At 40.3% G+C, this 22,015-nt stretch carries 24 protein-coding genes; 3 read left to right on the top strand and 21 right to left on the bottom strand.

Annotation, left to right across the window (positions count from 1 at the left end):
• Nucleotides 1–9: 9 nt before the first annotated feature.
• The 9 genes from MKX52_RS18525 to MKX52_RS18565 all read right to left on the bottom strand — a co-directional run bounded on the left by MKX52_RS18525 (nucleotide 10) and on the right by MKX52_RS18565 (nucleotide 7,238).
• Nucleotides 10–618, bottom strand: coding sequence for an alpha/beta hydrolase (locus tag MKX52_RS18525; protein WP_151022144.1), 609 nt, complete (start codon nucleotides 616–618; stop codon nucleotides 10–12).
• Entirely contained in the window at nucleotides 615–1,607 is a 993-nt protein-coding gene (locus MKX52_RS18530; RefSeq protein WP_342491233.1) for a ring-cleaving dioxygenase, read from the bottom strand. The genes MKX52_RS18525 and MKX52_RS18530 overlap by 4 nt, the downstream gene beginning before the upstream one ends.
• Nucleotides 1,608–1,776: 169 nt before the next feature.
• Nucleotides 1,777–3,294 carry an ABC transporter permease/substrate-binding protein gene (locus MKX52_RS18535; RefSeq protein ID WP_342491234.1) on the bottom strand — a complete coding sequence of 506 codons (1,518 nt, stop codon included), beginning with the start codon at nucleotides 3,292–3,294 and terminating at the stop codon, nucleotides 1,777–1,779.
• Nucleotides 3,287–4,252, bottom strand: a complete 966-nt coding sequence (locus tag MKX52_RS18540; RefSeq protein ID WP_342491235.1) for an ABC transporter ATP-binding protein — start codon at nucleotides 4,250–4,252, stop codon at nucleotides 3,287–3,289. Before MKX52_RS18540 ends, MKX52_RS18535 begins: the two co-directional genes overlap by 8 nt.
• Nucleotides 4,253–4,453: 201 nt before the next feature.
• The gene (gene rpsR, locus MKX52_RS18545) at nucleotides 4,454–4,693 is read right to left on the bottom strand and encodes a 30S ribosomal protein S18 (protein ID WP_008347556.1); all 240 of its coding nucleotides are present in this window, start codon (nucleotides 4,691–4,693) and stop codon (nucleotides 4,454–4,456) included.
• Between the two features lie 43 nt (nucleotides 4,694–4,736).
• The gene (gene ssbA / locus MKX52_RS18550; protein ID WP_003215157.1) at nucleotides 4,737–5,282 is read right to left on the bottom strand and encodes a single-stranded DNA-binding protein SsbA; all 546 of its coding nucleotides are present in this window, start codon (nucleotides 5,280–5,282) and stop codon (nucleotides 4,737–4,739) included.
• A 36-nt stretch (nucleotides 5,283–5,318) separates the two neighbouring features.
• Nucleotides 5,319–5,606, bottom strand: a complete 288-nt coding sequence (gene rpsF, locus MKX52_RS18555) for a 30S ribosomal protein S6 (RefSeq protein WP_003215073.1) — start codon at nucleotides 5,604–5,606, stop codon at nucleotides 5,319–5,321.
• A gap of 108 nt (nucleotides 5,607–5,714) precedes the next feature.
• Complete coding sequence (ychF, locus tag MKX52_RS18560) at nucleotides 5,715–6,815, bottom strand: redox-regulated ATPase YchF (RefSeq protein ID WP_012011909.1); 1,101 nt, start codon at nucleotides 6,813–6,815, stop codon at nucleotides 5,715–5,717.
• A 216-nt stretch (nucleotides 6,816–7,031) separates the two neighbouring features.
• On the bottom strand, nucleotides 7,032–7,238 hold the full coding sequence (locus MKX52_RS18565; protein ID WP_012011910.1) for a DUF951 domain-containing protein: 207 nt from the start codon (nucleotides 7,236–7,238) through the stop codon (nucleotides 7,032–7,034).
• A 285-nt stretch (nucleotides 7,239–7,523) separates the two neighbouring features.
• Between MKX52_RS18565 and MKX52_RS18570 the strand changes: the two genes are divergently transcribed.
• Together MKX52_RS18570 and MKX52_RS18575 are read left to right on the top strand one after the other, a co-directional pair.
• Nucleotides 7,524–8,843: a hydrolase gene (locus MKX52_RS18570; protein WP_342491236.1), complete on the top strand. Its 1,320-nt coding sequence runs from the start codon at nucleotides 7,524–7,526 to the stop codon at nucleotides 8,841–8,843.
• A 15-nt stretch (nucleotides 8,844–8,858) separates the two neighbouring features.
• Nucleotides 8,859–9,269: a hypothetical protein gene (locus tag MKX52_RS18575; RefSeq protein WP_012011912.1), complete on the top strand. Its 411-nt coding sequence runs from the start codon at nucleotides 8,859–8,861 to the stop codon at nucleotides 9,267–9,269.
• Nucleotides 9,270–9,294: 25 nt separating this feature from the next.
• Here the strand turns inward: MKX52_RS18575 and MKX52_RS18580 are convergent, their stop codons facing one another.
• The gene (locus tag MKX52_RS18580) at nucleotides 9,295–10,350 is read right to left on the bottom strand and encodes a hypothetical protein (protein WP_081112347.1); all 1,056 of its coding nucleotides are present in this window, start codon (nucleotides 10,348–10,350) and stop codon (nucleotides 9,295–9,297) included.
• Between the two features lie 72 nt (nucleotides 10,351–10,422).
• Here MKX52_RS18580 and yyaC point away from each other — a divergent pair, with 72 nt between their 5' ends.
• The gene (yyaC, locus tag MKX52_RS18585) at nucleotides 10,423–11,049 is read left to right on the top strand and encodes a spore protease YyaC (protein ID WP_003215235.1); all 627 of its coding nucleotides are present in this window, start codon (nucleotides 10,423–10,425) and stop codon (nucleotides 11,047–11,049) included.
• Between the two features lie 25 nt (nucleotides 11,050–11,074).
• On the opposite strand, the gene MKX52_RS18590 is transcribed toward yyaC, so the two are convergent.
• The 11 genes from MKX52_RS18590 to rpmH form a co-directional block, all read right to left on the bottom strand.
• Nucleotides 11,075–11,929 (bottom strand): ParB/RepB/Spo0J family partition protein, encoded by an 855-nt coding sequence (locus tag MKX52_RS18590; protein ID WP_041816105.1) that lies wholly within the window; start codon nucleotides 11,927–11,929, stop codon nucleotides 11,075–11,077.
• On the bottom strand, nucleotides 11,922–12,683 hold the full coding sequence (gene soj / locus MKX52_RS18595) for a sporulation initiation inhibitor protein Soj (RefSeq protein ID WP_034620351.1): 762 nt from the start codon (nucleotides 12,681–12,683) through the stop codon (nucleotides 11,922–11,924). Before soj ends, MKX52_RS18590 begins: the two co-directional genes overlap by 8 nt.
• A gap of 234 nt (nucleotides 12,684–12,917) precedes the next feature.
• Nucleotides 12,918–13,742 (bottom strand): orthopoxovirus pf05708 family protein, encoded by an 825-nt coding sequence (locus MKX52_RS18600; RefSeq protein WP_342491237.1) that lies wholly within the window; start codon nucleotides 13,740–13,742, stop codon nucleotides 12,918–12,920.
• Between the two features lie 118 nt (nucleotides 13,743–13,860).
• Complete coding sequence (gene noc, locus MKX52_RS18605; protein WP_342491238.1) at nucleotides 13,861–14,736, bottom strand: nucleoid occlusion protein; 876 nt, start codon at nucleotides 14,734–14,736, stop codon at nucleotides 13,861–13,863.
• Nucleotides 14,737–14,841: 105 nt separating this feature from the next.
• A complete protein-coding gene (rsmG, locus tag MKX52_RS18610) occupies nucleotides 14,842–15,561 on the bottom strand; it encodes a 16S rRNA (guanine(527)-N(7))-methyltransferase RsmG (RefSeq protein ID WP_144457382.1) in 720 nt (239 codons plus the stop codon).
• Between the two features lie 13 nt (nucleotides 15,562–15,574).
• On the bottom strand, nucleotides 15,575–17,461 hold the full coding sequence (gene mnmG, locus MKX52_RS18615) for a tRNA uridine-5-carboxymethylaminomethyl(34) synthesis enzyme MnmG (RefSeq protein ID WP_342491239.1): 1,887 nt from the start codon (nucleotides 17,459–17,461) through the stop codon (nucleotides 15,575–15,577).
• 17 nt (nucleotides 17,462–17,478) lie between these two features.
• Entirely contained in the window at nucleotides 17,479–18,858 is a 1,380-nt protein-coding gene (gene mnmE, locus MKX52_RS18620) for a tRNA uridine-5-carboxymethylaminomethyl(34) synthesis GTPase MnmE (protein WP_012011921.1), read from the bottom strand.
• A 403-nt stretch (nucleotides 18,859–19,261) separates the two neighbouring features.
• Nucleotides 19,262–19,885 (bottom strand): RNA-binding cell elongation regulator Jag/EloR, encoded by a 624-nt coding sequence (jag, locus tag MKX52_RS18625; RefSeq protein ID WP_342491240.1) that lies wholly within the window; start codon nucleotides 19,883–19,885, stop codon nucleotides 19,262–19,264.
• Nucleotides 19,882–20,664, bottom strand: coding sequence for a YidC family membrane integrase SpoIIIJ (gene spoIIIJ, locus MKX52_RS18630; protein ID WP_095117972.1), 783 nt, complete (start codon nucleotides 20,662–20,664; stop codon nucleotides 19,882–19,884). Before spoIIIJ ends, jag begins: the two co-directional genes overlap by 4 nt.
• 158 nt (nucleotides 20,665–20,822) lie before the next feature.
• Nucleotides 20,823–21,182: a ribonuclease P protein component gene (gene rnpA / locus MKX52_RS18635; RefSeq protein WP_003214983.1), complete on the bottom strand. Its 360-nt coding sequence runs from the start codon at nucleotides 21,180–21,182 to the stop codon at nucleotides 20,823–20,825.
• Nucleotides 21,183–21,260: 78 nt separating this feature from the next.
• On the bottom strand, nucleotides 21,261–21,395 hold the full coding sequence (gene rpmH, locus MKX52_RS18640; RefSeq protein WP_008360908.1) for a 50S ribosomal protein L34: 135 nt from the start codon (nucleotides 21,393–21,395) through the stop codon (nucleotides 21,261–21,263).
• Between the last annotated feature and the right edge of the window lie 620 nt (nucleotides 21,396–22,015).

The raw sequence follows: 22,015 nt of genomic DNA on the forward strand, positions 1-22,015 counted from the left end.
CTACCTTCATTAAAATTGACGACGATACCATAATGCCGCAGCATCGACTTCTTCTCTCGTTAACTGATGTCCGCGATTTTCCCAATGTAGTGTGACCGAAGCGCCTGCGCCTTGCAGCAATTGCTCGAGTTCTTGTGATTCCTCTGGTCGGCACATTGGGTCATTTTCACCAGCTGCGATAAAGACTTGTTTCCCCGCCAATGAAGGCAATGAAACACCGCGTCTTGGAACCATTGGATGATGCAGGATCGCTCCTTTTAACGCATCCTCGTAATGGAATAAAAGACTTCCTGCAATGTTCGCCCCATTGGAATATCCGAGAGCGACGACATTATGACGATCGAATCCATATTTATCTGCTGCGTCTCCGATAAATGTATACAGTTCCTCTGTCCGCTCAATTAAATCCTGTTCATCGAAAATACCCTCTGCTAAACGTCTGAAAAAGCGCGGCATACCGTTTTCCAACACATTTCCTCTCACACTAAGAACAGAAGCGTCAGCATCGACTAAATCGGCAAGCGGCAATAAATCTTCTTCTGTCCCGCCAGTACCATGCAGTAATAACAAAACAGGTCTTTGATCATTCTTTCCTTTACGAAAAAGATGTTTCATCATGCGTCTCCTTTCCCTTTCAACTCTCTCACTTCTATCGGTAGCACAATTTGTTCAATCTGACTGCGCTGCGCTTCATATTGTGGTGGAAGTTTCAATGCTTCACCCATAGTTTCCACTGATTCATCGTGGGCAAACCCTGGAGGATCAGTTGCAATTTCAAATAATATGCCGCCAAGCTCTCTAAAATAAATCGCATTGAAGTAATTTCGATCTTGCACAGGTGTCACTTGATACCCGCTTTGTGCAATATGTCTTTGCCAATCTAACTGATCATGATCATCGGTCGCTCTCCATGCAATATGATGCACCACCCCAACACCCATACGTCCGCGTGCAACAGGTGTCTTGTTCACATCAATGACATTGCCTATCTCACCAAATGAACGGAATCTTACATAATCCTCTTCTGCTCCAACTCGTTCGAATCCCATTGTTTGTTCTAGCAGCTGCATCGTTTGCTCTGGCTGTGATGTTAATAAAACAGCTCCCCCAAACCCTTTTATCGCTACATCTGGCGTAACTCCGTTAAATGTCCAATCATTTTGTTTTCCCTCCGCACGTTCTACTAGCTCTATCAACAAGCCGTGTGGATCTTCAAATGAGAGAAAGGCTTCATCAAAGCGTTCAACCATTTCATAAGAAATATCAAACTGCTCAAGACGTTCCTTCCAGAAAGAGAAAGCGCCTGATGGTACAACATATGTCGTCACCCCCACTTGACCCGCGCCAATTTGTCCCTTTTGAGCACCTGGCCAAGGGAAAAACGTAATAATCGTTCCCGGAGATCCTCCTTCATTTCCAAAATATAAATGGTAAGTACCTGGATCATCAAAATTCACGGTCTTCTTCACGAGACGAAGTCCTAAAACACCTGCATAAAAATCAACGTTCTCCTGAGGATGCCCTACAATTGCTGTGATATGGTGAATTCCTTCTGTTTTCTTCACTTCTAATGACCTCCTATCATGAAGTAACAAGCCTCTATTCATTATGTCTTGACTGCTGTCTTTATATTATCTCGAATTCGAGATATTAAATTAAAAAAATATATTTATCTCGAATTAAGGATATGATGTTTTTAAATAAAAGTCAACGATTTTTGTTTTTCCTTTTAAAAAAGCAGATCTGCTTTTACATAACAGACCTGCTCTTCCTTGATTAATGCAGTAATTTTTTCTTTTTTAAATAGGCTTTCGCTACCTGAAATGCATCCTTACCTTGCACATTCACTTCATAATTCATTTCTCTCATCTCATCGTCTGTAATTTGACCCCCGAGCTTATTGAGAGAGGTCTCAATCTCAGGGTACTCCGTTAATGTCTCTTGCCTTAACAGCGGTGCTCCTTGATATGGCGGGAAAACATGCTGATCATCATTAAGCACCTTTAACTTGTATTGCCTCAATTCACTGTCTGTCGAATAGGCATCGACTAAATTGATATCCCCTTTTTGAATCGCTCGATACCGAAGCTTCGGTTCCATCGTCACTACATCATCAAAGGAAAACTGATAGGTCTTTTGAATACCTCGATACCCATCCTGTCGATCAGAAAATTCTAAGGTAAATCCAGCCTTTATGCGATTCTTGATCTTGCCTAGATCTGAAATATTAGATACATCATATTGATCAGCCAACGACTGAGGCACGGCTAAAGCATACGTATTGTTGTAAGCCATCGGCTCAAGAAGGCGGAGCTGAAAGGATGATTCCAAACCGCGCCGCGCTTGCTCATACACTTTTTCTTTATCTGTGCTTTTCGCTGTTTGTTTGAGGAACTCAGAAATTGCAGTACCCGTAAACTCAGGATAAATGTCAATATCACCAGACTGTAAAGCTTGAAAAACAAAAGACGTCTTGCCAAGACCAGGCTTAAGATTGACTTGAATATCCGTATCCTGTTCAATTAAAAGTTTATACATCGAGATTAGAATTTCAGGCTCTGATCCTAACTTTCCACCGATGGTGATTTCTTTTTTTTCTTGTTGAAACAATAATGGGCCCGCGACAATAGCTCCTGCAATCACAGCAAAAACCGTCACAGAGATCACAGTCTTTTTAAAAGAGATTCTCTCAAACGTGCGCAGTACCACATCAAATAAGAGTGCGAGTAAGGCAGCTGGTATAGCACCAATGACAATGAGTGCCATATCATTTCGGTCAATTCCTAATAAAATGAGGCTTCCTAATCCCCCAGCTCCGATCAGTGCGGCAAGAGTGGCAGTTCCCACGATGAGAACCATCCCGGTTCGGATACCTGCCATGATAACTGGCATGGCTAGAGGCAGCTCTACCTTTAATAATCGTTTGCTGTGATTCATTCCCATAGCAAGTGCCGCTTCTCTCAGGGAAGGATCGACCTCCTGAATGCCTGTATATGTATTTCTTAAAATCGGGAGGAGGGCATAAACGACAAGCGCAATAATCGCAGGCACTTGCCCAATCCCAACAAGAGGAATCAGCAAGCCAAGCAGCGCAAGAGACGGGATTGTTTGCAAGACCGCCGTCACCCCAATCACCCATTCTGCAAGCTTTGGCACCCTCGTTAAATAGATACCTAATGGAATGGCAATCAAAATGGCTAAAAATAAAGCAATAAACGAAATTTGAATATGCTCAAGTAATGCATGACCCAATTGTTCTTTTCGATCTAAAAACAGATTGATCCAATCATTCATGTGACTCGCCCCTCTCTCTAGGAGAATCAACTAAAAACTGAATCACCGCTTGACGATTCACTAGTCCAATTCGCTCCCCGTCCTTTTCCACAGCCAATTCCTCATGCTTTGCCAATTCGGATAAGACCTCATTCAGCGTGGCATGTGTTGTGATTGCTTCATAGCCTAAAAGAGACTCATCAGGCATTGGTCTAGCCATGGCCTCTAGCTCAAACGCTTGTTGTCCTACATGGCGAGCAGCACCTGAGACAAACTCTCGAACAAAAGCATTGACTGGGTGTTGAACCAATTCCTCTGGACGACCAATCTGCACCACTTTCCCTTCTTTCATGATACAAATCCGATCACCGAGTCTCATCGCCTCCTGCATATCATGCGTCACGAAGACAATGGTCTTTTGAATACGGCGCTGCAAATCAAGCAGATCATCCTGCAATTTCTCCCTCGTTAGTGGATCTAACGCACTAAAGGGTTCATCCATCAAGATAATCTCAGGATCAGCTGCAAGTGCACGTGCCACACCAACACGCTGCTGCTGTCCACCAGATAGCTCTGACGGCTTCCGATGTCGATACATAGCAGGGTCAAGCCCAACCATCTGCATCAATTCCTCCACTCGCTTATTGATCTCGTGACGGCTCCATCGTTTGAGCTCTGGAACCACAGCAATATTTTCTTCAATGGTCATATGAGGAAAAAGAGCAATTTGCTGCAGAACATACCCAATATCCCAGCGCAACTCGTACATATCATAATCATTTATTTTTTGACCCTTTATGTAAATCTCACCTTCTGTAGAAGAAATGAGACGATTGATCATTTTCAATGTCGTCGTTTTCCCGCTTCCACTAGGTCCAATGAAAACAAAGAACTCGCCCTTCTGAATCTCTAAATCAACCGATTCAACAGCATAACGTTCATCTGAAAATTGCATTGATACCTTCCTAAATTCAATCATCTTTCCACGCCCTGACTGCAATTATTTTCTTGACTACCAATATGACAGATCGACCCCATATTTGTATAGAACAAACTGTCTCTTTTACATACTTCCCCTAGAATGTCCGCCAAAATCAGCTCTAGCCAGTTCAGGTGAGATCTTCTTGAGACAATAAAAAAAAGCGGAGAGCTCGAGGCTCTCCGCTTTTAAGTCAACGACTTACTCACCAGTAACGTATGGAAGTAATGCCATTTGACGTGATTTTTTAATCGCTAATGTCAATTTACGTTGATACTTAGCGCTAGTTCCTGTTACACGACGAGGTAAAATTTTACCACGCTCAGAAACAAACTTTCTAAGAAGATCAACATCTTTGTAATCGATGTGCGTGATACCGTTAGAAGTAAAGAAACATACTTTACGACGTTTCGCACGACCGCCTCTGCGTCCACCTGCCATTTGTTTTCACACCTTTCCTTTAGTCATTGTTTTTTCAGATCAATTAGAATGGCAAATCATCATCGGAGATGTCAATCGGTTTACCGTCATTCGCAAATGGGTCATCATTGAAGCTATTTCCCTGATTACGATTTTGTTGGTTGCTTTGATTGCCATATGGATTTTGACTTGGTTCATTTCCAAATGGATTCTGATCGTTTTGGCTACCGCCATAATACTGGCCTCCGCTATTGCCACCGCCGCTGTATCCACCTGAACCAGCACCGCCGCTCTTAGGCTCAAGAAATTGAACACTCTCAGCTTGAACCTCTGTCACGAAGACACGCTGTCCTTGCTGATTTTCATAGTTTCTTGTCTGCAAACGACCGTCTACACCGGCAAGACTTCCTTTTTTCAAGAAATTAGCCACATTCTCGGCTTGTCTTCTCCAAGTAACACAGTTAATGAAATCGGCTTCACGCTCTCCAGATTGATTCGTAAACGTACGATTCACAGCTAGAGTAAACGTGGCTACAGCCGCACCATTAGGCGTGTAGCGAAGCTCAGGGTCTTTTGTTAGTCTTCCGACCAATACAACACGGTTTAGCATATTGAAAGACCACCTTTAAATATATATTTCAATGATTTATACTTCTTCTTTAACAACAATGTGGCGAATGATATCGTCACTGATCTTAGCTAAGCGGTCAAATTCTTGAACTGCTGCAGCGTCAGATTGAACATTTACGATTTGGTAGAAGCCTTCACGGAAATCGTTGATTTCGTATGCAAGACGACGTTTACCCCAATCCTTTGTTCCAGTGATCTCCGCACCGTTAGAAGTTAACACGTTATTGAAACGCTCGATAACTGCTTTTTTAGCCTCATCGTCAACTGTTGGGCGGATGATGTACATAACTTCGTACTTTCTCATCTGATTGCACCTCCTTTTGGTCTAAGCGGCCCTAAACGGGCAAGGAGCAATAAATTATATTACTCACAATTGTATATTATAACAAATTACTTGGCCTATGACAAGAACCTATACATTAAAACGGAAATGAATAACGTCTCCATCTTTCACTACATATTCTTTACCTTCTAGACGGACTTTTCCAGCCTCTTTTGCAGCAGACATGCTCCCGCCAGCAAGTAAATCTTCATATGCAACCGTTTCCGCACGAATGAACCCACGCTCAAAGTCTGTATGAATGATTCCAGCACATTCCGGCGCCTTCATTCCCTTTTTAAACGTCCAAGCGCGTACTTCCTGCTCACCTGCTGTGAAATAAGTAGCTAAACCAAGAAGTGAATAAGATGCTTGAATCAGCTGATCTAGACCTGACTCTTTAATGCCAAGCTCTTCAAGGAACATCTGTTTCTCTTCCCCTTCAAGCTCTGCAATTTCAGACTCGATCTTCGCACATACGACGATGACTTCAGCATTTTCACCGGAAGCAAACTCACGGATTTGCTGCACATACTCGTTGCCGTCATGATCTGCTACTTCATCCTCACTCACATTTGCTACATAAAGAACTGGTTTAGATGTGAGTAAATGAAGCTGTTTCACAAGTTTCTGTTGCTCCTCTGTAAATTCTACAGATCTTGCCGATTTCCCAGCTTCAAATGCATGCATTAGCTTCGACAAAATATCAAATTCAGCTACCGCTTCCTTATCCTTTTGTTTTGCAAGCTTACTCACACGAGCCAAACGTTTTTCAACTGTTTCTAAATCAGCCAAAATCAACTCTAAATTAATGGTTTCGATATCTGACACAGGGTCAACCTTACCTGATACGTGTGTGATGTTATCATCTGCAAAAGCTCTCACCACGTGACAGATCGCATCTACTTGACGAATGTGAGAAAGGAATTTATTCCCTAAACCTTCACCTTTTGAAGCTCCTTTGACAATACCGGCAATATCAGTGAATTCAAAAGCAGTCGGAACTGTCTTTTTCGGCTGCACCAATTCTGTTAGTTTTTGCAAACGCTCGTCTGGAACTTCTACAATTCCGACGTTTGGATCAATGGTACAAAACGGATAGTTAGCAGACTCCGCTCCAGCCTGTGTAATTGCATTAAATAGCGTTGACTTCCCGACGTTAGGTAAGCCAACAATACCAGCTGTTAAAGCCATTCTTTCATCTCCTCTATATCAAACGTGCTCGTTATACTGCGTAATATGAACCTAGAGCAATTATAAGTAGGTTTACATGAAAAGACAAGCTAACCGTTATGCATTATCAATAGAAGAAACATTGCCAAAAAGAATAAATCAATCCTTTAAAACGGGAATTTGCATCTAATTTTTCTATACAAAAGACAAATTTCATCAAAAAAGCATGAGGCCTACTTAAGCAGTTGGCTCCTCATGCTTGACGAGAATTTTCTTCATTTTTCGTTCAAAGTCTCTCCTTGGGATCATGACGCTATGTCCGCAGCCTTCACATTTAATACGAATATCCATGCCCAATCGAATCACTTTCCACCGATTGACACCACATGGATGGGGTTTCTTCATTTCAACGACGTCATGTAACCCAAACGCTTTGTCTGCCATCAGCTTTCACCTCTCTTGCTCACTTCATTGAATCTATTGTACAAAAAAACGACGATGTAGAGCAATGCACAAAGCAAAGACCCTTTTTCTCCTATTCTTGTTTATAAAAAAAACCCTTCTTTTAGATCATTTTATTTGTGACCAATAGTTACTTAAACTCCGCTTTTTTTCAATATTGTCACAAACACTGTAGGCCAAAAGGTTTTTATTGGTAGAACGCTGTGGTTTTTCCATATTTTTTGATTTATGATATCTGCATAAATGTTATGTGAGGGAGCAGGTACGATGGTCAATCGAAAGGATAGATTAACTGATAAAGAATATAAAATCATATCCGATCATGCTGGAAACATAGATAATTACCAGCAGCACCATACGATAGAAATAGGTCAACAAACGCTCACTGTCCACGATTTTCTCAAGGTCGATCATCAATTATATGGTTTAACGATGCAACCGGAGAAAACAGATGAGTTCATCGTCGCTTTTCACTGTCCGATGCCGAATCAAATGCCGGTGACCTCGCCACAAGATGTACACATCGCGGCACAGTCATTGCTTAAAACAGATTATGCCTATCCCATTCAAAGGAAGTCCTTTGAAAGCAATCAAGATCATGTCTTTTATAAAGGGAAGAAATACATAGAGCAAATCAGTCAGAAGCACCCCAATGCAGGTATTTATCTCACTGGACAAGCCCTTGCCGGTGCTGTTTGTGCTTATGTTGCAACAGAACAACCAGCTGTCAAAAAAGCCATCACCTTTGATAGCCCCAATATTTGGAGCAGTCTGGCACCTTCGATTCAGCAGAAAGCGCAGCAAGGTCAATATACACGGGTCTTGACTGAATATATTCAACCTAGTCATTATGTAGGTTTACTCAATCGTCATGATCATGGAGTTGGTCAAGTTAAGTACACCGTGCCGCCACAGCGACAAAGCGCCGTCCAAGAATCGGTTAAATATAAACAAAGAGAAATTGATACCTTTTTAAAATCAGCTTTTGCGTCTATGAATATAGAATGGAACGAATCCTTTGATACAAATGCTTTTTTAGCTCTAATTTCTGGAAACTTAAAAGAAAATGGGTATTCATTCCACAAAGATGGATCTGCCCGGATTTTAGATGAACAACTTGATCATAATACAAGTTTTACAGCCATGCTGTTGCAAGAAATCCATTCTGGACGTGCATATGCACAAAGCGGTCTAGAAATTATCATAAAATCCCATTTACTGAAAAATTCATCCTACGATCTCCAAAGTGTGATTGATCATGAAGTACACACTATATTTGATAAAATTGATGGGATCGATGAAAGTGTAAAAGACGCCGTCCAGCATGTAAAACAAGAGCTCAAAGGACTCGTCGGCTTTGGTCACTATGATTTATTAAGTCCAAGTGATGTGGAAGCACTAGTAGAAGAAGTGAGGATGGAACAACCTCATTCCTCCTTTTATTCACATGAAAAACAACTGAATGCCCTGTACACCTTGAGAGATTACGAACAAGAACTTTCTACCCTTTCAAGACATATGTACACAATGGGTGATGATTACGCCAAGGCAGATAGGCGCCTTGCGATGCAAATGGGTATTCATTAAGAAAGGAGTCGCCGCATGATCAATCAAAATAAACCTCCTAGTGACGCCCAGCGTTTCTTGCAAAATGTGAGTGCCCGCCGCTCCATGTCTGTATTTGAAAATCAATCAGCACCACAAACACAAACGCAGTCCCCAGAAGAGATAGCCGCCATTCAGGCCATACGAAGAGAAGGACAGCGAAAGGATCTAAAACGGCTGCTCAAAATGCGACTGCATGACGAATTAGCAAACACTCGCGTGCACTTGGAGTATCAATTGTCTAAAACAGAAGACATGATCAACCAGACGACCATTGTCAAACAACACATCTCTCAGCACTTAAAAGGACAAGCCATTTCAGAACTAGAGGAACGCCTTCAGCGTCTTAAGCAAATGCCAGTCTATGATGATATCAAAGAAGCCATTGATTCTATTCGTATAAAATAAGCACAGCTCTGCCAAAGAGAGGTGCTTATTTTATTTTATCAATATAATTTTTAGGGTGAGAAAATATCTTTTTACTTAAAATCGGATATAGCATTAAACAGACAAGCAAATAAAGATTCAGCAAGCTATATATTGGATACAAGAAAGCAATCAAATCGGCAAACCCAAGAGATGTCAAAGGCGCCATTAAAAGAAGCATTATGAGCACCACCAACCATCGAGGCAATGGTACAAAAGAGAGCATTCGGCTGGATAAACCAAATAAACCTGCCGCTGTCGTCGTATAAATGGCTAGACAAAGGACAACGGTCATAAAAACAAACAATGATGTTGGCGCTCCTTCTAATACTGTAAACAAGGGAATGCCTTCTGCTGATAGGCTCCCAGAAATATCAACCAGTATTTCGTTATACACGTACGAGATAACCCCAAAAATCAGACCACTTAATATACTCGCCACTTTTGCCTCTCCAAGCCCCTTCATTTCTTTCCCAACCGAAGACAGCACTGCGACCACAGATAATATATTCAAAGAAGCAAAGACAATACTGGCAGGCCAATTGTACTGCTGTCCAAAATCAATCCGCCACATATGATCATGGTTCATATAATAAAAAACAAACGCATAGATGAGCCCCGCCACCAAAATTGGTATAATGAAAGCATTCACAGATAAGAGCCCTTTCACATCCCAGAAAAAAATCATAAATGAAAATAGACAAAAGGCACCGATCCCCACCCAAAATGGCACATGATACATCTCTAGCGTCACCCCACCACCGGCAATCATGACTGTCGTTGTCGTGAATAAATAAAGGACAATTAAAACGTCATACACTTTAGCCAGCCATGGACCGACAAGCCGCTCTAGCACTGGCACAAAGTGATCGGCACGTACCTCATAACTAATTTTTAACACCACATAGGTAGACAGCATGAACATCAATGTAAACAGTAGAATGGCTAGTCCACTATCAATGCCAAAAAACTGCCAAATTTCTTGGCCGGAAGCATACCCCGCTCCTATTAAGCTTCCTAAAATTAAAAGCGTCCACCTTGAACCAGCCTTCCACACAATCATCACCTCATAGGTATAGAATTAAGCTTGTTTCCGTATACTGTTACTAACTACTATGACAAGGAAGTGAGACCTATGAATAGCAAGAACGGTCTTTTTTTTAGAAATAGGGTGAAAGAATACGTGTCCCATACGGATACAAACGCCATTCAACAGCTTAAAAGTATTTTATTCTCGCATCTTCAGAAAGCAGGAAAAAGACCCGTTGCCATCGTTTGTATTGGAACAGACCGCTCAACTGGCGACTCTCTAGGTCCACTTGTTGGTACAAAGCTTTCAGGTCTTGATTTGAAAAAGCTTCATGTATATGGAACGCTCTCTGACCCAGTTCATGCGGTTAATTTAAAAGAAAAGCTTGCTGAAATTGAACAAGCTCATAAACATCCATTTATTGTAGCAATTGATGCCTGTTTAGGAAGAGTGAAAAGTGTAGGCTCCTTCCAAATTGGAGATGGACCGTTAAAGCCTGGAGCGGGTGTACAAAAAGAGCTGCCAGAGGTAGGAGATATTCATATTAATGGGATCGTCAATGTGAGCGGCTTTATGGAATACTTCGTTCTCCAAAACACACGCCTTCATCTTGTCATGTCTATGGCCAATACACTTTCTGAAAGTCTATCTCATATTGATCAAATGGATTGGACAAGAGAAAAAAGTCGTTCTCTCTTTGCTCCTATTCAAAATATCACTGGGAGAATATAAAAAAGACCATCTCGTATCAAGATGGTCACTCTGATGATTCTCTCGTAGAAAGCAATTCGAGGATTCTTTCTAAATCTTCGTTGGAGAGAAATTCAATCTCTATTTTTCCTTTTTTCTTCTGTTTCTTGATCGACACTGAAGTGCCAAAGTAGTTTTGTAAGAAAGACTCTCTTTCTTTCAACACTCGATCCTTTGGTGCTTCTTTTTTCTTTGTTTCACGTGGAACATTTTCGTTTAACTGCTGAACAAGTTTCTCAACCTGACGTACGTTTAAACCCTCGTCCACGATTTTCTTTACCAATGGCGCCAGCTTATTTTTGTTTTTCAAGCTAAGCAAGGTTCTTCCATGTCCCATCGATAACGTACCATCTGCAATCAGCTTTTGTACTTCATCCGGTAAAGTCAAAAGGCGGAGATGATTCGCAATATGCGGTCTGCTCTTCCCTAATCGCTTCGCTAATTCCTCTTGCGTCACACTTAGGTGATCTAGCAAGGAAGCATAGGCTTCCGCTTCTTCTAATGGAGATAAATCCTCGCGTTGCAAGTTTTCTAAAAGGGCAATCTCTCTCATCAGCGTTTCTGAAAATTCTCTGACGATCGCAGGAATCGTTGTCAAACCAGCTTGTTGAGCTGCACGGAAACGACGTTCACCTGCTACAATGTCATATCCTTTAATCGATTTGCGGACAATGATCGGCTGTAACACACCATGCTGCTGAATAGATTCTTTCAGATCAGACAATGCATCTTCATCAAACGTTTTCCTTGGCTGATACGGGTTCGGACGCAAATCCTTTATTTTGATTTCTTCAACCGTTTCTTCATTTGAATCTACAGTGTTAAATAGTGCATTAATACCCTTTCCAAGACCTTTAGCCATTCGCATCCACTTCCTTTGCTAAGTCTAAATAGACATCTGCACCTCTTGAACGTGGATCATACAAGATAATCGGTTTCCCATGACTAGGCGCTTCACTCAGTCTTACATTTCGCGGAATCACGGTCTGATAGACCTTATCTCTGAAGTATTTCTTCACCTCTTCGATGACTTGAATCCCAAGATTTGTTCGTGCATCAAGCATTGTCAGCAATACACCTTCAATGGCAAGATCCGTATTTAAATGTTTCTGCACGAGACGAACAGTGTTTAATAATTGGCTCAATCCTTCAAGCGCATAATATTCACACTGTACCGGAATTAAAACGGAATCGGATGCGGTTAACGCATTAATCGTCAGTAATCCGAGTGATGGCGGGCAGTCAATAATCATATAATCATAATTTTGCTTAACAGACTCAAGTGCTCTCTTCAATCTCACTTCTCGTGAAATCGTAGGCACAAGCTCTATTTCAGCCCCTGCAAGTTGTATCGTCGCAGGAATGACATCGAGATTTTCGACCTCTGTCGTCTTAATCACATCAAGAACATCTGCATCATCAACTAAAATATCGTACACGCACTTTTCTACGTCGGCCTTCTCAATCCCAATACCACTCGTGGCATTACCCTGCGGATCAATATCAACTAACAACACTCGTTTACCTATGTATGCTAAACACGCACTCAAATTAACAGAAGTTGTCGTCTTCCCGACGCCGCCCTTCTGGTTGGTAATCGCTATGATTTTTCCCACGATGACACCCACTTTCAACTTAACAAGTTTCTCATTCATTCATACTTCCTATTCTATCAAAAAAAGTATGAAACGTTTGCTTTTTTTGTTTCTCCATTATATATTCGTCGGCAAATGTCTATTTTCGCACATGAAAAAACGAATTTAAACACAGTAAAAAATATATCAATATAACTATTGAAGAAAAAAATCAGCATAAAAAACCCTCACTTGCATCAAAAGTGAGGGCATCTATCAAAATTGTAATCCACCAATTGTTCGGCCTTCGTTCACAATGATCTTAGGGGTCACCGTTTTGTAGCTTCTCTTTTTTAAGAATCCATAGGGTGTCTTAATGGTAAATGTCGCATGACCTACAGCATCGCCTGTTTTGGCATAGGCCTGCCACACAATCTTTGAACAATAGGTCGGATCCAGTGATTGAATGGACATAGTGATGGAGTATCGAGCAGTTGGATGAGCTTTCACATAATCGCGCGCCCATTCCCCTGCCAGGTCTGCTGTTTCCTTTTGATTAATCCGAATGACCTTTGTGTTGGCATTATAGCGAAACCAGTTAAGAATGGAATCAAGCTGAGGATGCTGTCGAAACCCGGGAATAGAAGCAAAACTTTCCTCATTAATGACGATACCTGCATGTCCAACGATACCCTTCACAGCATCAGTGTTTGTCACCAAGATATCCCCTTTTTTAGGTATAATATTGGTACCAGGATACGGCCTTCCTAAAAGGTGCTTGATGGTGTGAGGCTTTTCATCCGTCACAAACTCATTCTGCTTGTTTTGTTGTAAGCCATAATCTTTCAAATGATCGCCAGCTGAAATCAAGTCAATAGTGTCGTCCTGAGACTCATGTTCATGATTTAATTGATCTAAAGTGATCTCTTTTGAAACAACATCTTGTTTCTTCAGGACGTTCAGTTCTTTTTTGGTCAGCGGGCTTTCATCTGGAGCAGCCGTTGGCGAGTTCACAGCAAATATGGTTGTTTCATTTGTAAAAAGAGAAAAAGAAAACAGTAAATAACAAATAATAACAAGATTCATCTTTTTCATTTTCATCGAGTCATGTCACCTCCTTCCCTCTATGAAAATCACATTCTACCAATTTATGAATAATAAGTAAATATAATGTAGAATCAATAAAAAAAGCTGACGAGTGGCTCTCATCAGCTTTTTTCTATTTAGGAATCCGAATTGTTAATTGGATATATTCCTCAAATTCTTCTTCCTCGGTATTTATTTTAAGCCCGCTGTCTTCTACCATATGGAGAGACTGACGAATGGTATTCATCGCAATTCGTGTATCACGACTAAACGCCTTACGTTTTGGCTTCGGTTTGCGATCTGTTTTTTGTTCAAGCATTTTCACTACACGCTCTTCAGCCTGTTTTACATTCAGCTGCTTTTCGATGATTTCCTGCAAGAGTGCGATTTGTAATTCTGGAAGCTTTAGGGGTACAAGTGAACGTGCATGCCTTTCAGAGATTTTTTTCTCTAAAATGGCTTGTTGTACCTCTTCAGGCAACTTTAAAAGTCTTAGTTTGTTTGCAACAGTAGATTGTCCCTTACCTAAACGCTGAGCAAGCGCTTCCTGTGTTAAATCATGAAGCTCTAAAAGACGTGCATAGGCATGAGCCTCTTCAATAGCAGACAGCTCTTCTCTTTGCAAATTTTCAATCAATGCGACAGATGCCGTTTCCGTATCAGTAAAATCTTTTATAATAGCGGGGATTTTCTCCCATTGAAGAGTCTGTACCGCTCTCCATCGTCTTTCACCGGCGATCAGTTCATATTTTCCTTCTTCTTCTGTCGGTCTGACGACAATAGGTTGAATAATGCCATGGGTATGAATCGTCGTGGCCAGCTCATGTATCTTTTCTTCTGAAAAAATGGTGCGTGGCTGAAAACGGTTTGGCATAATTGTGTCAACCGGGAGCTCCTGTATCTCTTCCTTTAATGTATCATGCTCAGCAATCTCTGCCTCTATTTCGGTTTCACGCTCAGGATGTTCTTTGTCACCAAGCCCGAAGAAGCGTGAGAGTGAATGCTTCATGAACCTACACCACCTTTAAAAACTACCTTTTTATAATTCTATTTTCTCATGTTTTTTCCTTCTGTAAAATCTTAAATATTGAAGAAAAACCGACCTTTTACATGATCAACCTTCTATTGGTGATTTATTAGGTGTTCCTGGTTTTCTAGGATATTTTTTTGGTGTTTGCTTTTTCTTTTTAATGACAATAATGTTCCGTTCGCTTTCTTCTAAAGGAAGAACAAAGGAATGCTTTTCAACAACCTCTCCTCCGAGGACAGTAACGGCTTTCTTCCCTGCTTGCATTTCTTCATCAGCAGCAGATGCTTTTAATGCCACAAACAGCCCTTCCTTTTTTACAAGGGGGAGACATAGTTCGCTCAAGACAGATAAACGCGCAACTGCTCTAGCAGTGACAAGATCATAGCTTTCACGCTTTTCCTTACGTTGTCCAAACGTCTCCGCACGATCATGATAAAAAGTAGTATCTTGTAAGTTTAACCCTTTTGCTAACTCATTAAGAAACGTAATTCGTTTCTGAAGAGAATCAACAATGGTCACATGTAGATGAGGGAAGCAAATTTTAAGAGGAATGCTCGGGAAACCAGCACCAGCTCCAATATCGCAAATCGTCGTCACTTTGTGAAAATCAATGAAAAATGATGCGGAAATGGAATCATAAAAATGCTTTAAATACACTTCTTCCTTTTCAGTAATGGACGTCAAATTCATTTTCTCGTTCCATTCTACAAGCATGCGGAAGTAAGTTTCAAATTGTTCAAGCTGCACAGGAGAAAGAGTGATCCCTTTCTCCTCTAGTGCTGCTGTAAATTGTTCAATGTTCATACCGACATCCTTTCTATTCTGCTATCTTCGCAATACGTCCCTGCTCTAAATATACTAAAAGGATAGAAATATCAGCAGGATTAACGCCTGAAATACGAGAAGCCTGTGCAACAGAAAGCGGTCGGACTTCTTTCAACTTTTGTTTCGCTTCAGTTGCAATTCCTTTGATGGCGTCATAATCAATACGATCAGGAATCTTTTTGTTCTCCATCTTTTTCAGCTTTTCAACTTGTTGGAGTGACTTTTCGATATAACCTTCGTATTTAATTTGAATCTCTACCTGCTCACACACATCAGAAGGAAGCGGTGTTTCAGCAGGAGCTAACCTCACAACTGATTCATAGTTCATTTCTGGACGCTTCATCAAATCACTAGCACGAATACCGTCCTTCAGCTCACTTCCACCAAGTGAACGAATAAACTCTTGTGTCTCAGCTGTAGGTTTGATGATGACTGAATATAAACGTTTTTTCTCTGCTTCAATGGCTTCTTTTTTCTGCTGGAATGCTTGGAATCTTTCTTGAGATATTAATCCAATATGATAGCCAAGTTCAGTTAATCTTAAATCCGCATTGTCATGACGAAGAAGCAAACGATACTCTGCACGGGATGTTAAAAGACGGTAAGGTTCATTTGTTCCCTTTGTGACAAGATCATCTATGAGAACACCGATATATGCATCAGATCGGCTTAAAATGACTTCTTCTTTACCCAATGCTTTTCTTCCTGCATTAATACCTGCCATAATTCCTTGACCTGCTGCTTCTTCATAGCCAGACGTACCATTAATTTGGCCAGCTGTATATAATCCAGAAATTTTCTTCGTCTCGAGTGTAGGCCACAACTGAGTAGGCACAATTGCATCATACTCAATGGCATAACCCGCTCTCATCATTTGGACATTTTCGAGCCCAGGGATGGTAGAAAGCATGCGCTGCTGTACATCCTCTGGAAGACTTGTAGATAATCCTTGAACATACACTTCCTGCGTATTACGACCTTCTGGCTCTAAGAAAATTTGATGTCTCGGTTTGTCATTGAAACGAACCACTTTGTCTTCAATGGAAGGGCAGTATCTAGGACCAGTTCCTTTAATCATACCTGAATACATTGGAGAACGGTGAAGATTCTCATCAATAATTTGATGTGTTTCTAAACTTGTATATGTTAACCAGCATGGCAGTTGGTCTGTAATATATTCAACTGTTTCATAGGAGAACGCCCGCGGAACGTCATCACCTGGTTGAATTTCTGTTTTACTATAGTCAATCGAGTGACTATTCACTCGAGGAGGTGTTCCTGTTTTAAAGCGAACCAAATCGAATCCTAACTCTGCTAAATGATCCGATAATTTGATGGATGGCTGCTGGTTATTAGGACCACTTGAATACGATAGATCCCCTAAAATAATGCGACCTTTTAAGAAAGTTCCCGTCGTTAATACAACAGACTTCGCACGATAGTTTGCCCCTGTTTGTGTAACAACACCTTTACATTCCTCATCTTCTACAATTAAATGATCCACCATACCTTGCAGCATTGTCAGGTTCGGTTCATTTTCCATTGTTTTTTTCATTTCATGCTGATATTGGAACTTGTCTGCTTGCGCTCTTAAAGCACGAACAGCAGGTCCTTTCCCCGTATTCAGCATGCGCATTTGAATATGCGTCTTATCTATATTTCGTGCCATTTCTCCGCCCAGTGCATCAATTTCTCTAACGACAATCCCTTTTGCAGGACCGCCTACGGACGGATTACATGGCATAAAAGCAACCATATCGAGGTTGATAGTCAATACAAGTGTTTTAGCGCCCTGTCTTGCAGAAGCAAGAGCAGCCTCAACCCCAGCATGACCGGCACCCACGACGATGACGTCATAATTGCCAGCTTCATAACCCATTTCTTATGTTCCTCCCTTTACTTTCCTAAACAGAATTGAGAGAATAACTGATCAATCAAGCTTTCATGAACAGCATCTCCTATAATTTCACCGAGCTGTTCCCAGCAGCGTGTTAAATCTATTTGAACAATGTCGATTGGTACATCCATTTCAATTCCTTCAAGAGCATCTTCAATTGATTGTTTTGCTGCCTGAAGAAGAGCAATATGCCTTGTATTACTTACATACGTTAAATCTCCACTTTCAATTGATCCAGTGAAGAACAGTGATTGAATTGCCATTTCAAGCTCATCAATGCCCTTTTCTTGTAATAATGATGTAGTGACCACCGGACGATCCTTTGCTAACTGCTTGACCTTTTCTACATCAAGCTTAGGCTCAAGGTCTGTCTTATTCACAATCACGATGATATCCATACCTGAGACAGCCTCAAAAAGTTTAATATCTTCTTCCGATAATTCTTCGCTATAATTGAGCACAAGTAAAATCAGGTCAGCTTCTTTTAAGACCTGTCTAGATCGTTCAACCCCTATACGCTCAACAATGTCCTCTGTCTCACGTATACCCGCAGTATCGACTAGACGGAGAGGTACGCCTCGTACATTCACATATTCCTCAATAACGTCTCTCGTAGTTCCAGGAATATCTGTGACAATGGCCTTTGTTTCCTGTACAAGGCTATTCAACAAGGAAGACTTTCCAACATTTGGCCTTCCTATAATGACAGTGGATAAGCCCTCTCGAAGAATTTTCCCTTGGTGAGAAGTCGAGAGTAGCGACTCAATTTCTTTTTTGACCGATGTCGCTTTTTCCACTAAGACGCGATGTGTCATTTCTTCAACATCGTCATACTCAGGGTAGTCAATATTGACTTCAATATGCGCCAGTGTTTCTAGGATCTCGCCGCGCAGTCGCTGAACCAAACCGGAGAGACGTCCCTCCATTTGAGTGATCGCTACATTCATCGCCCGATCCGTCTTTGCCCGAATCAAGTCCATGACAGCCTCTGCTTGCGATAGATCTATTCTTCCATTTAAGAAAGCACGCTTTGTGAACTCACCTGGCTCCGCTAATCTTGCTCCTTCTCTTAAAGCAAGCTGCAATACTTTATTGACCGTTACAATTCCGCCATGGCAGTTAATCTCAATAACGTCTTCTCTCGTAAATGTTTTTGGCGCTCGAAGTACTGACACCATGACCTCTTCTATTACTTGATCAGTTCTTGCATCCACAATATGACCATAATGGATGGTATGAGAATCCACTGATACAAGTTTTTTCTCCTTAGGTCCTTTATACATCCTATCAGCGATCTGCACCGCTTCAGGCCCACTTAAACGAATAATCGCAATTGCTCCTTCACCCATCGGTGTCGAAATGGCTGCAATTGTATCCATCGCTCAATCACCTCTTTCTCTATTTTAATAGACAGTCTTTTATCTATTAAATGGACGTTGTCCATCTCTATATCAAAAACGCTTAATCCAAAATTTAAAGATACCATAAATGAAAGCGAAGTGAAAGTATCCTCTATCCAATTATCCACAGCTTTGCATCCTATCTATTTTAACACTTAACTTATCCACATGTGAATAACGACGTTCTAAACTTATCTTCACATCTTACACCGAAACCCGATAAATTTAAACGCCCCGATGCCTTCGTTTACTTGTAAAAATGGCATTTTCGACTCAACTTACACCCTAACTTTTTAGAAATAAAGGATGAATCTTCTATAGAAACACAATTTTTCAATAAAAAAAGACTAAAATCCAGCTTTGCTGAATTCTAGTCTTTCTGTTATTTTTTATACAGCACCACTACATGACGCTTACTACCTGTATCTTCCGATGCCGTTGCTAGTTCTTTAGAAAAAGTAGCGATCGTATCATGAATTACTTTTCGTTCGTTCGAAGGCATTGGTTCTAAGTGAACTTTTCTCTTCGTTTTTAAAACTTTGTTTGCCGTCTTGACGGCATATTGTTCAAGTGCTTCTTGTCGCTTCTTCCTATAATCTCCAATATCAATGGTAATATGATGATACTGATCAGAATAGCGATTAAACACTAACTGTACCAAAGTTTCTAAAGAGTACAAAGTTTGTCCTCTTTTTCCAATCATTAATGACGTTTTATCTCCATCAATGTGGAAAGAAATCTTTTTCGGCTCCTGTTTGGAAACAATCTTCGCTTTAGGATCAATAGATTTAACAATATTATCTAAATATTGTGTAGCTAATTTAAGAGCATTTCTCTTTTCTACCAATTTGACTACAGCTTGTCTTTTACCAAATAATCCTAAAAACCCTTTATTTCCTTCATCCACAATTGTGATGTCTACTTCTTGTTTTAGAAGCTGAATTTGTTTAAGTCCGGAATCTACTGCTTCTTCGATTGTGCGACCGACAGCAGTTATTTCCTTCATTTTTTATTCCCGCCAGCTTTTTCTTTTGTATCTAATTTTACTTGAGGAGTTTTAATCACTAATGTTTGGATGATCATGAAAATGTTACCTACAACCCAGTACAATGAAAGTGCTGCTGGGAAACTAATAGCAAATACAATGATCATAATCGGCATAACCCATAACATGATCGCCATTTGAGGGTTGTCCGAAGGATTTCCAGCCATCATCAGTTTTTGCTGAATGAAAGTAGCTACCCCCGCAATGATCGGTAATAGGAATAATGGATCTGGACTACCTAAGTCAAACCATAAGAAAGTATGCTTTTTAATTTCAGCTGTTCTCATAATCGCATGATAGAATCCGATTAGGATTGGCATCTGAATTAAAATCGGGAAACATCCGGCTAATGGATTGACGCCATTTTTTTGGAAAAGAGCCATTGTTTCCTGCTGAAGCTGCTGCTGAGTTTTTTGATCTTTAGAGCTATATTTTTCACGAAGCTTTTTCAGTTCAGGCTGTAATGCTTGCATTGCTTTTGTACTTCTTAACTGCTTAATCATTAATGGTAAAATGAGCAAGCGGATTAACAGTGTCACAATAATGATCGCAACTCCGTAGTTTTCACCAGTCAAATTTGCCATGTACGTGATTAATTGAGATAGCGGGTAAACAATATAAGAGTTCCAGAATCCCTTACTATCTGATGTGATTGGTTCATTAATTTGTGTACATCCTGCCAATAGAACCAATGCGCCAATCAAGCTAAATATTAGTAATAATCGCCTTTTCAACAAGATTCCTCCCATTACTTCAAACTTTATTTAAGTTGGAATTGATTACGAAAGTGACTCACCTAATCAGTATGGTAACATTTTTTCATTACAAAGTGGTGGTTTCATTTTAATTCACTAGATGAAGGAAGCGCTTTTAAAAATTGATTCAACGAAAGTTTCTATTACGAAGACTTTTTCGGTTGTTGTTGATAAACAGCGGATTTTCTAAATAAATGTTGGAGAGACTTCTTTGTTTCTTCAAAGGTCAATTCACTTGCTGGTTTTCTCGCAATGACAATGTAGTCTTTTTCTTGCTTTAACTTATGACCTTCCTCTAAAAACACCTGACGGATCAGTCGTTTAATTCGATTTCTCATCACTGCATTACCAATCTTCTTACTCACAGACAATCCTAAACGCAGTTCATCTTGATTTGGTTGATCCAGCTGGTAAATAACGAATTGACGATTCGCCATTGATTGACCTTTTTTAAACACTTTTTGAAACTCTTCATTTTTTTTTAGCCTGTTTCGCTTCTTCATGTTTTCTTCCACTCCGATAAAAACTGACAGTTCATTTACGATTTTATGTAAAAAAGACCACTGACATTATTCAGTGGCCTAAGCTGATAATTTTTTTCTACCTTTGCTGCGGCGTCGCTTTAAAACTAGACGTCCGTTCTTAGAACTCATACGGCTGCGGAAGCCATGAACTTTACTACGCTTACGGTTATTTGGTTGAAACGTTCTTTTCATGTATGACACCTCCCTGAGGAATAGCTGTTTAAGACAGTCTAACTCATTATATTTGTGTAACCCATCGATTGTCAATATCAATGATAAAACTCTTATTATCAACCTTATAAGCATAACATAATTTATCAAACGAAGAAACCTTCTTTTTTAGTTTCTAACATTTTCTTCTCTTTTTCCTCCTAAAAGGTCTTCATAACAAGGGTGTGGATATGTTTTCGGCATATTTAGACTATCCACATTCATTATCGACATTTTTTTCACACAAATAACTGATGTGGATAATTATTTTTCAACAGGATGTAAAGTGTGTGGATAAGTTTGTGACACCCATTGCGCCATCTTGTTTATTTTGATATTATATTTGTGTTTTAACTCTTAATTACTTATCTGACCTATTTATGTTATCCACAAATTGTGGACAACCTGTGGAAAGATATTACACAGCTTGTTGAATTGTTTATCCACAGACTGTGTGATTTGTCGAAAAGACGTTTTTCTACTATATTATTTGTTTTCAACAATGTATGTGCACGAATGGTGATGACCATTTGCTCTTTTTCGTGTTCTATAACAGTTTGATACTGGTCATTTTAAAAAGAAAAGGAGGGGGGAGAAGTCTT

This window comes from Bacillus sp. FSL R5-0422, assembly GCF_038610765.1.
GTDB classification, from domain to species: domain Bacteria; phylum Bacillota; class Bacilli; order Bacillales; family Bacillaceae; genus Bacillus; species Bacillus pumilus_O.

Excerpts from the sequence above, each read along its gene's own strand:
- rsmG (WP_144457382.1), bottom strand. The coding sequence starts at position 15,561 with ATGAACATTGAACAATTTACAGCAGCACTAGAGGAGAAAGGGATCACT.
- MKX52_RS18565 (WP_012011910.1), bottom strand. The coding sequence starts at position 7,238 with ATGGCAGACAAAGCGTTTGGGTTACATGACGTCGTTGAAATGAAGAAA.
- MKX52_RS18590 (WP_041816105.1), bottom strand. The coding sequence starts at position 11,929 with ATGGCTAAAGGTCTTGGAAAGGGTATTAATGCACTATTTAACACTGTA.
- MKX52_RS18525 (WP_151022144.1), bottom strand. The coding sequence starts at position 618 with ATGATGAAACATCTTTTTCGTAAAGGAAAGAATGATCAAAGACCTGTT.
- noc (WP_342491238.1), bottom strand. The coding sequence starts at position 14,736 with ATGAAGCATTCACTCTCACGCTTCTTCGGGCTTGGTGACAAAGAACAT.
- rpmH (WP_008360908.1), bottom strand. The coding sequence starts at position 21,395 with ATGAAAAGAACGTTTCAACCAAATAACCGTAAGCGTAGTAAAGTTCAT.
- MKX52_RS18570 (WP_342491236.1), top strand. The coding sequence starts at position 7,524 with ATGGTCAATCGAAAGGATAGATTAACTGATAAAGAATATAAAATCATA.
- ychF (WP_012011909.1), bottom strand. The coding sequence starts at position 6,815 with ATGGCTTTAACAGCTGGTATTGTTGGCTTACCTAACGTCGGGAAGTCA.
- MKX52_RS18535 (WP_342491234.1), bottom strand. The coding sequence starts at position 3,294 with ATGAATGATTGGATCAATCTGTTTTTAGATCGAAAAGAACAATTGGGT.
- MKX52_RS18575 (WP_012011912.1), top strand. The coding sequence starts at position 8,859 with ATGATCAATCAAAATAAACCTCCTAGTGACGCCCAGCGTTTCTTGCAA.
- mnmG (WP_342491239.1), bottom strand. The coding sequence starts at position 17,461 with ATGGGTTATGAAGCTGGCAATTATGACGTCATCGTCGTGGGTGCCGGT.
- rpsR (WP_008347556.1), bottom strand. The coding sequence starts at position 4,693 with ATGGCAGGTGGACGCAGAGGCGGTCGTGCGAAACGTCGTAAAGTATGT.
- yyaC (WP_003215235.1), top strand. The coding sequence starts at position 10,423 with ATGAATAGCAAGAACGGTCTTTTTTTTAGAAATAGGGTGAAAGAATAC.
- rnpA (WP_003214983.1), bottom strand. The coding sequence starts at position 21,182 with ATGAAGAAGCGAAACAGGCTAAAAAAAAATGAAGAGTTTCAAAAAGTG.
- mnmE (WP_012011921.1), bottom strand. The coding sequence starts at position 18,858 with ATGGATACAATTGCAGCCATTTCGACACCGATGGGTGAAGGAGCAATT.
- rpsF (WP_003215073.1), bottom strand. The coding sequence starts at position 5,606 with ATGAGAAAGTACGAAGTTATGTACATCATCCGCCCAACAGTTGACGAT.
- jag (WP_342491240.1), bottom strand. The coding sequence starts at position 19,885 with ATGAAGGAAATAACTGCTGTCGGTCGCACAATCGAAGAAGCAGTAGAT.
- MKX52_RS18580 (WP_081112347.1), bottom strand. The coding sequence starts at position 10,350 with ATGATTGTGTGGAAGGCTGGTTCAAGGTGGACGCTTTTAATTTTAGGA.
- MKX52_RS18530 (WP_342491233.1), bottom strand. The coding sequence starts at position 1,607 with ATGAATAGAGGCTTGTTACTTCATGATAGGAGGTCATTAGAAGTGAAG.
- MKX52_RS18540 (WP_342491235.1), bottom strand. The coding sequence starts at position 4,252 with ATGATTGAATTTAGGAAGGTATCAATGCAATTTTCAGATGAACGTTAT.
- ssbA (WP_003215157.1), bottom strand. The coding sequence starts at position 5,282 with ATGCTAAACCGTGTTGTATTGGTCGGAAGACTAACAAAAGACCCTGAG.
- MKX52_RS18600 (WP_342491237.1), bottom strand. The coding sequence starts at position 13,742 with ATGAAAATGAAAAAGATGAATCTTGTTATTATTTGTTATTTACTGTTT.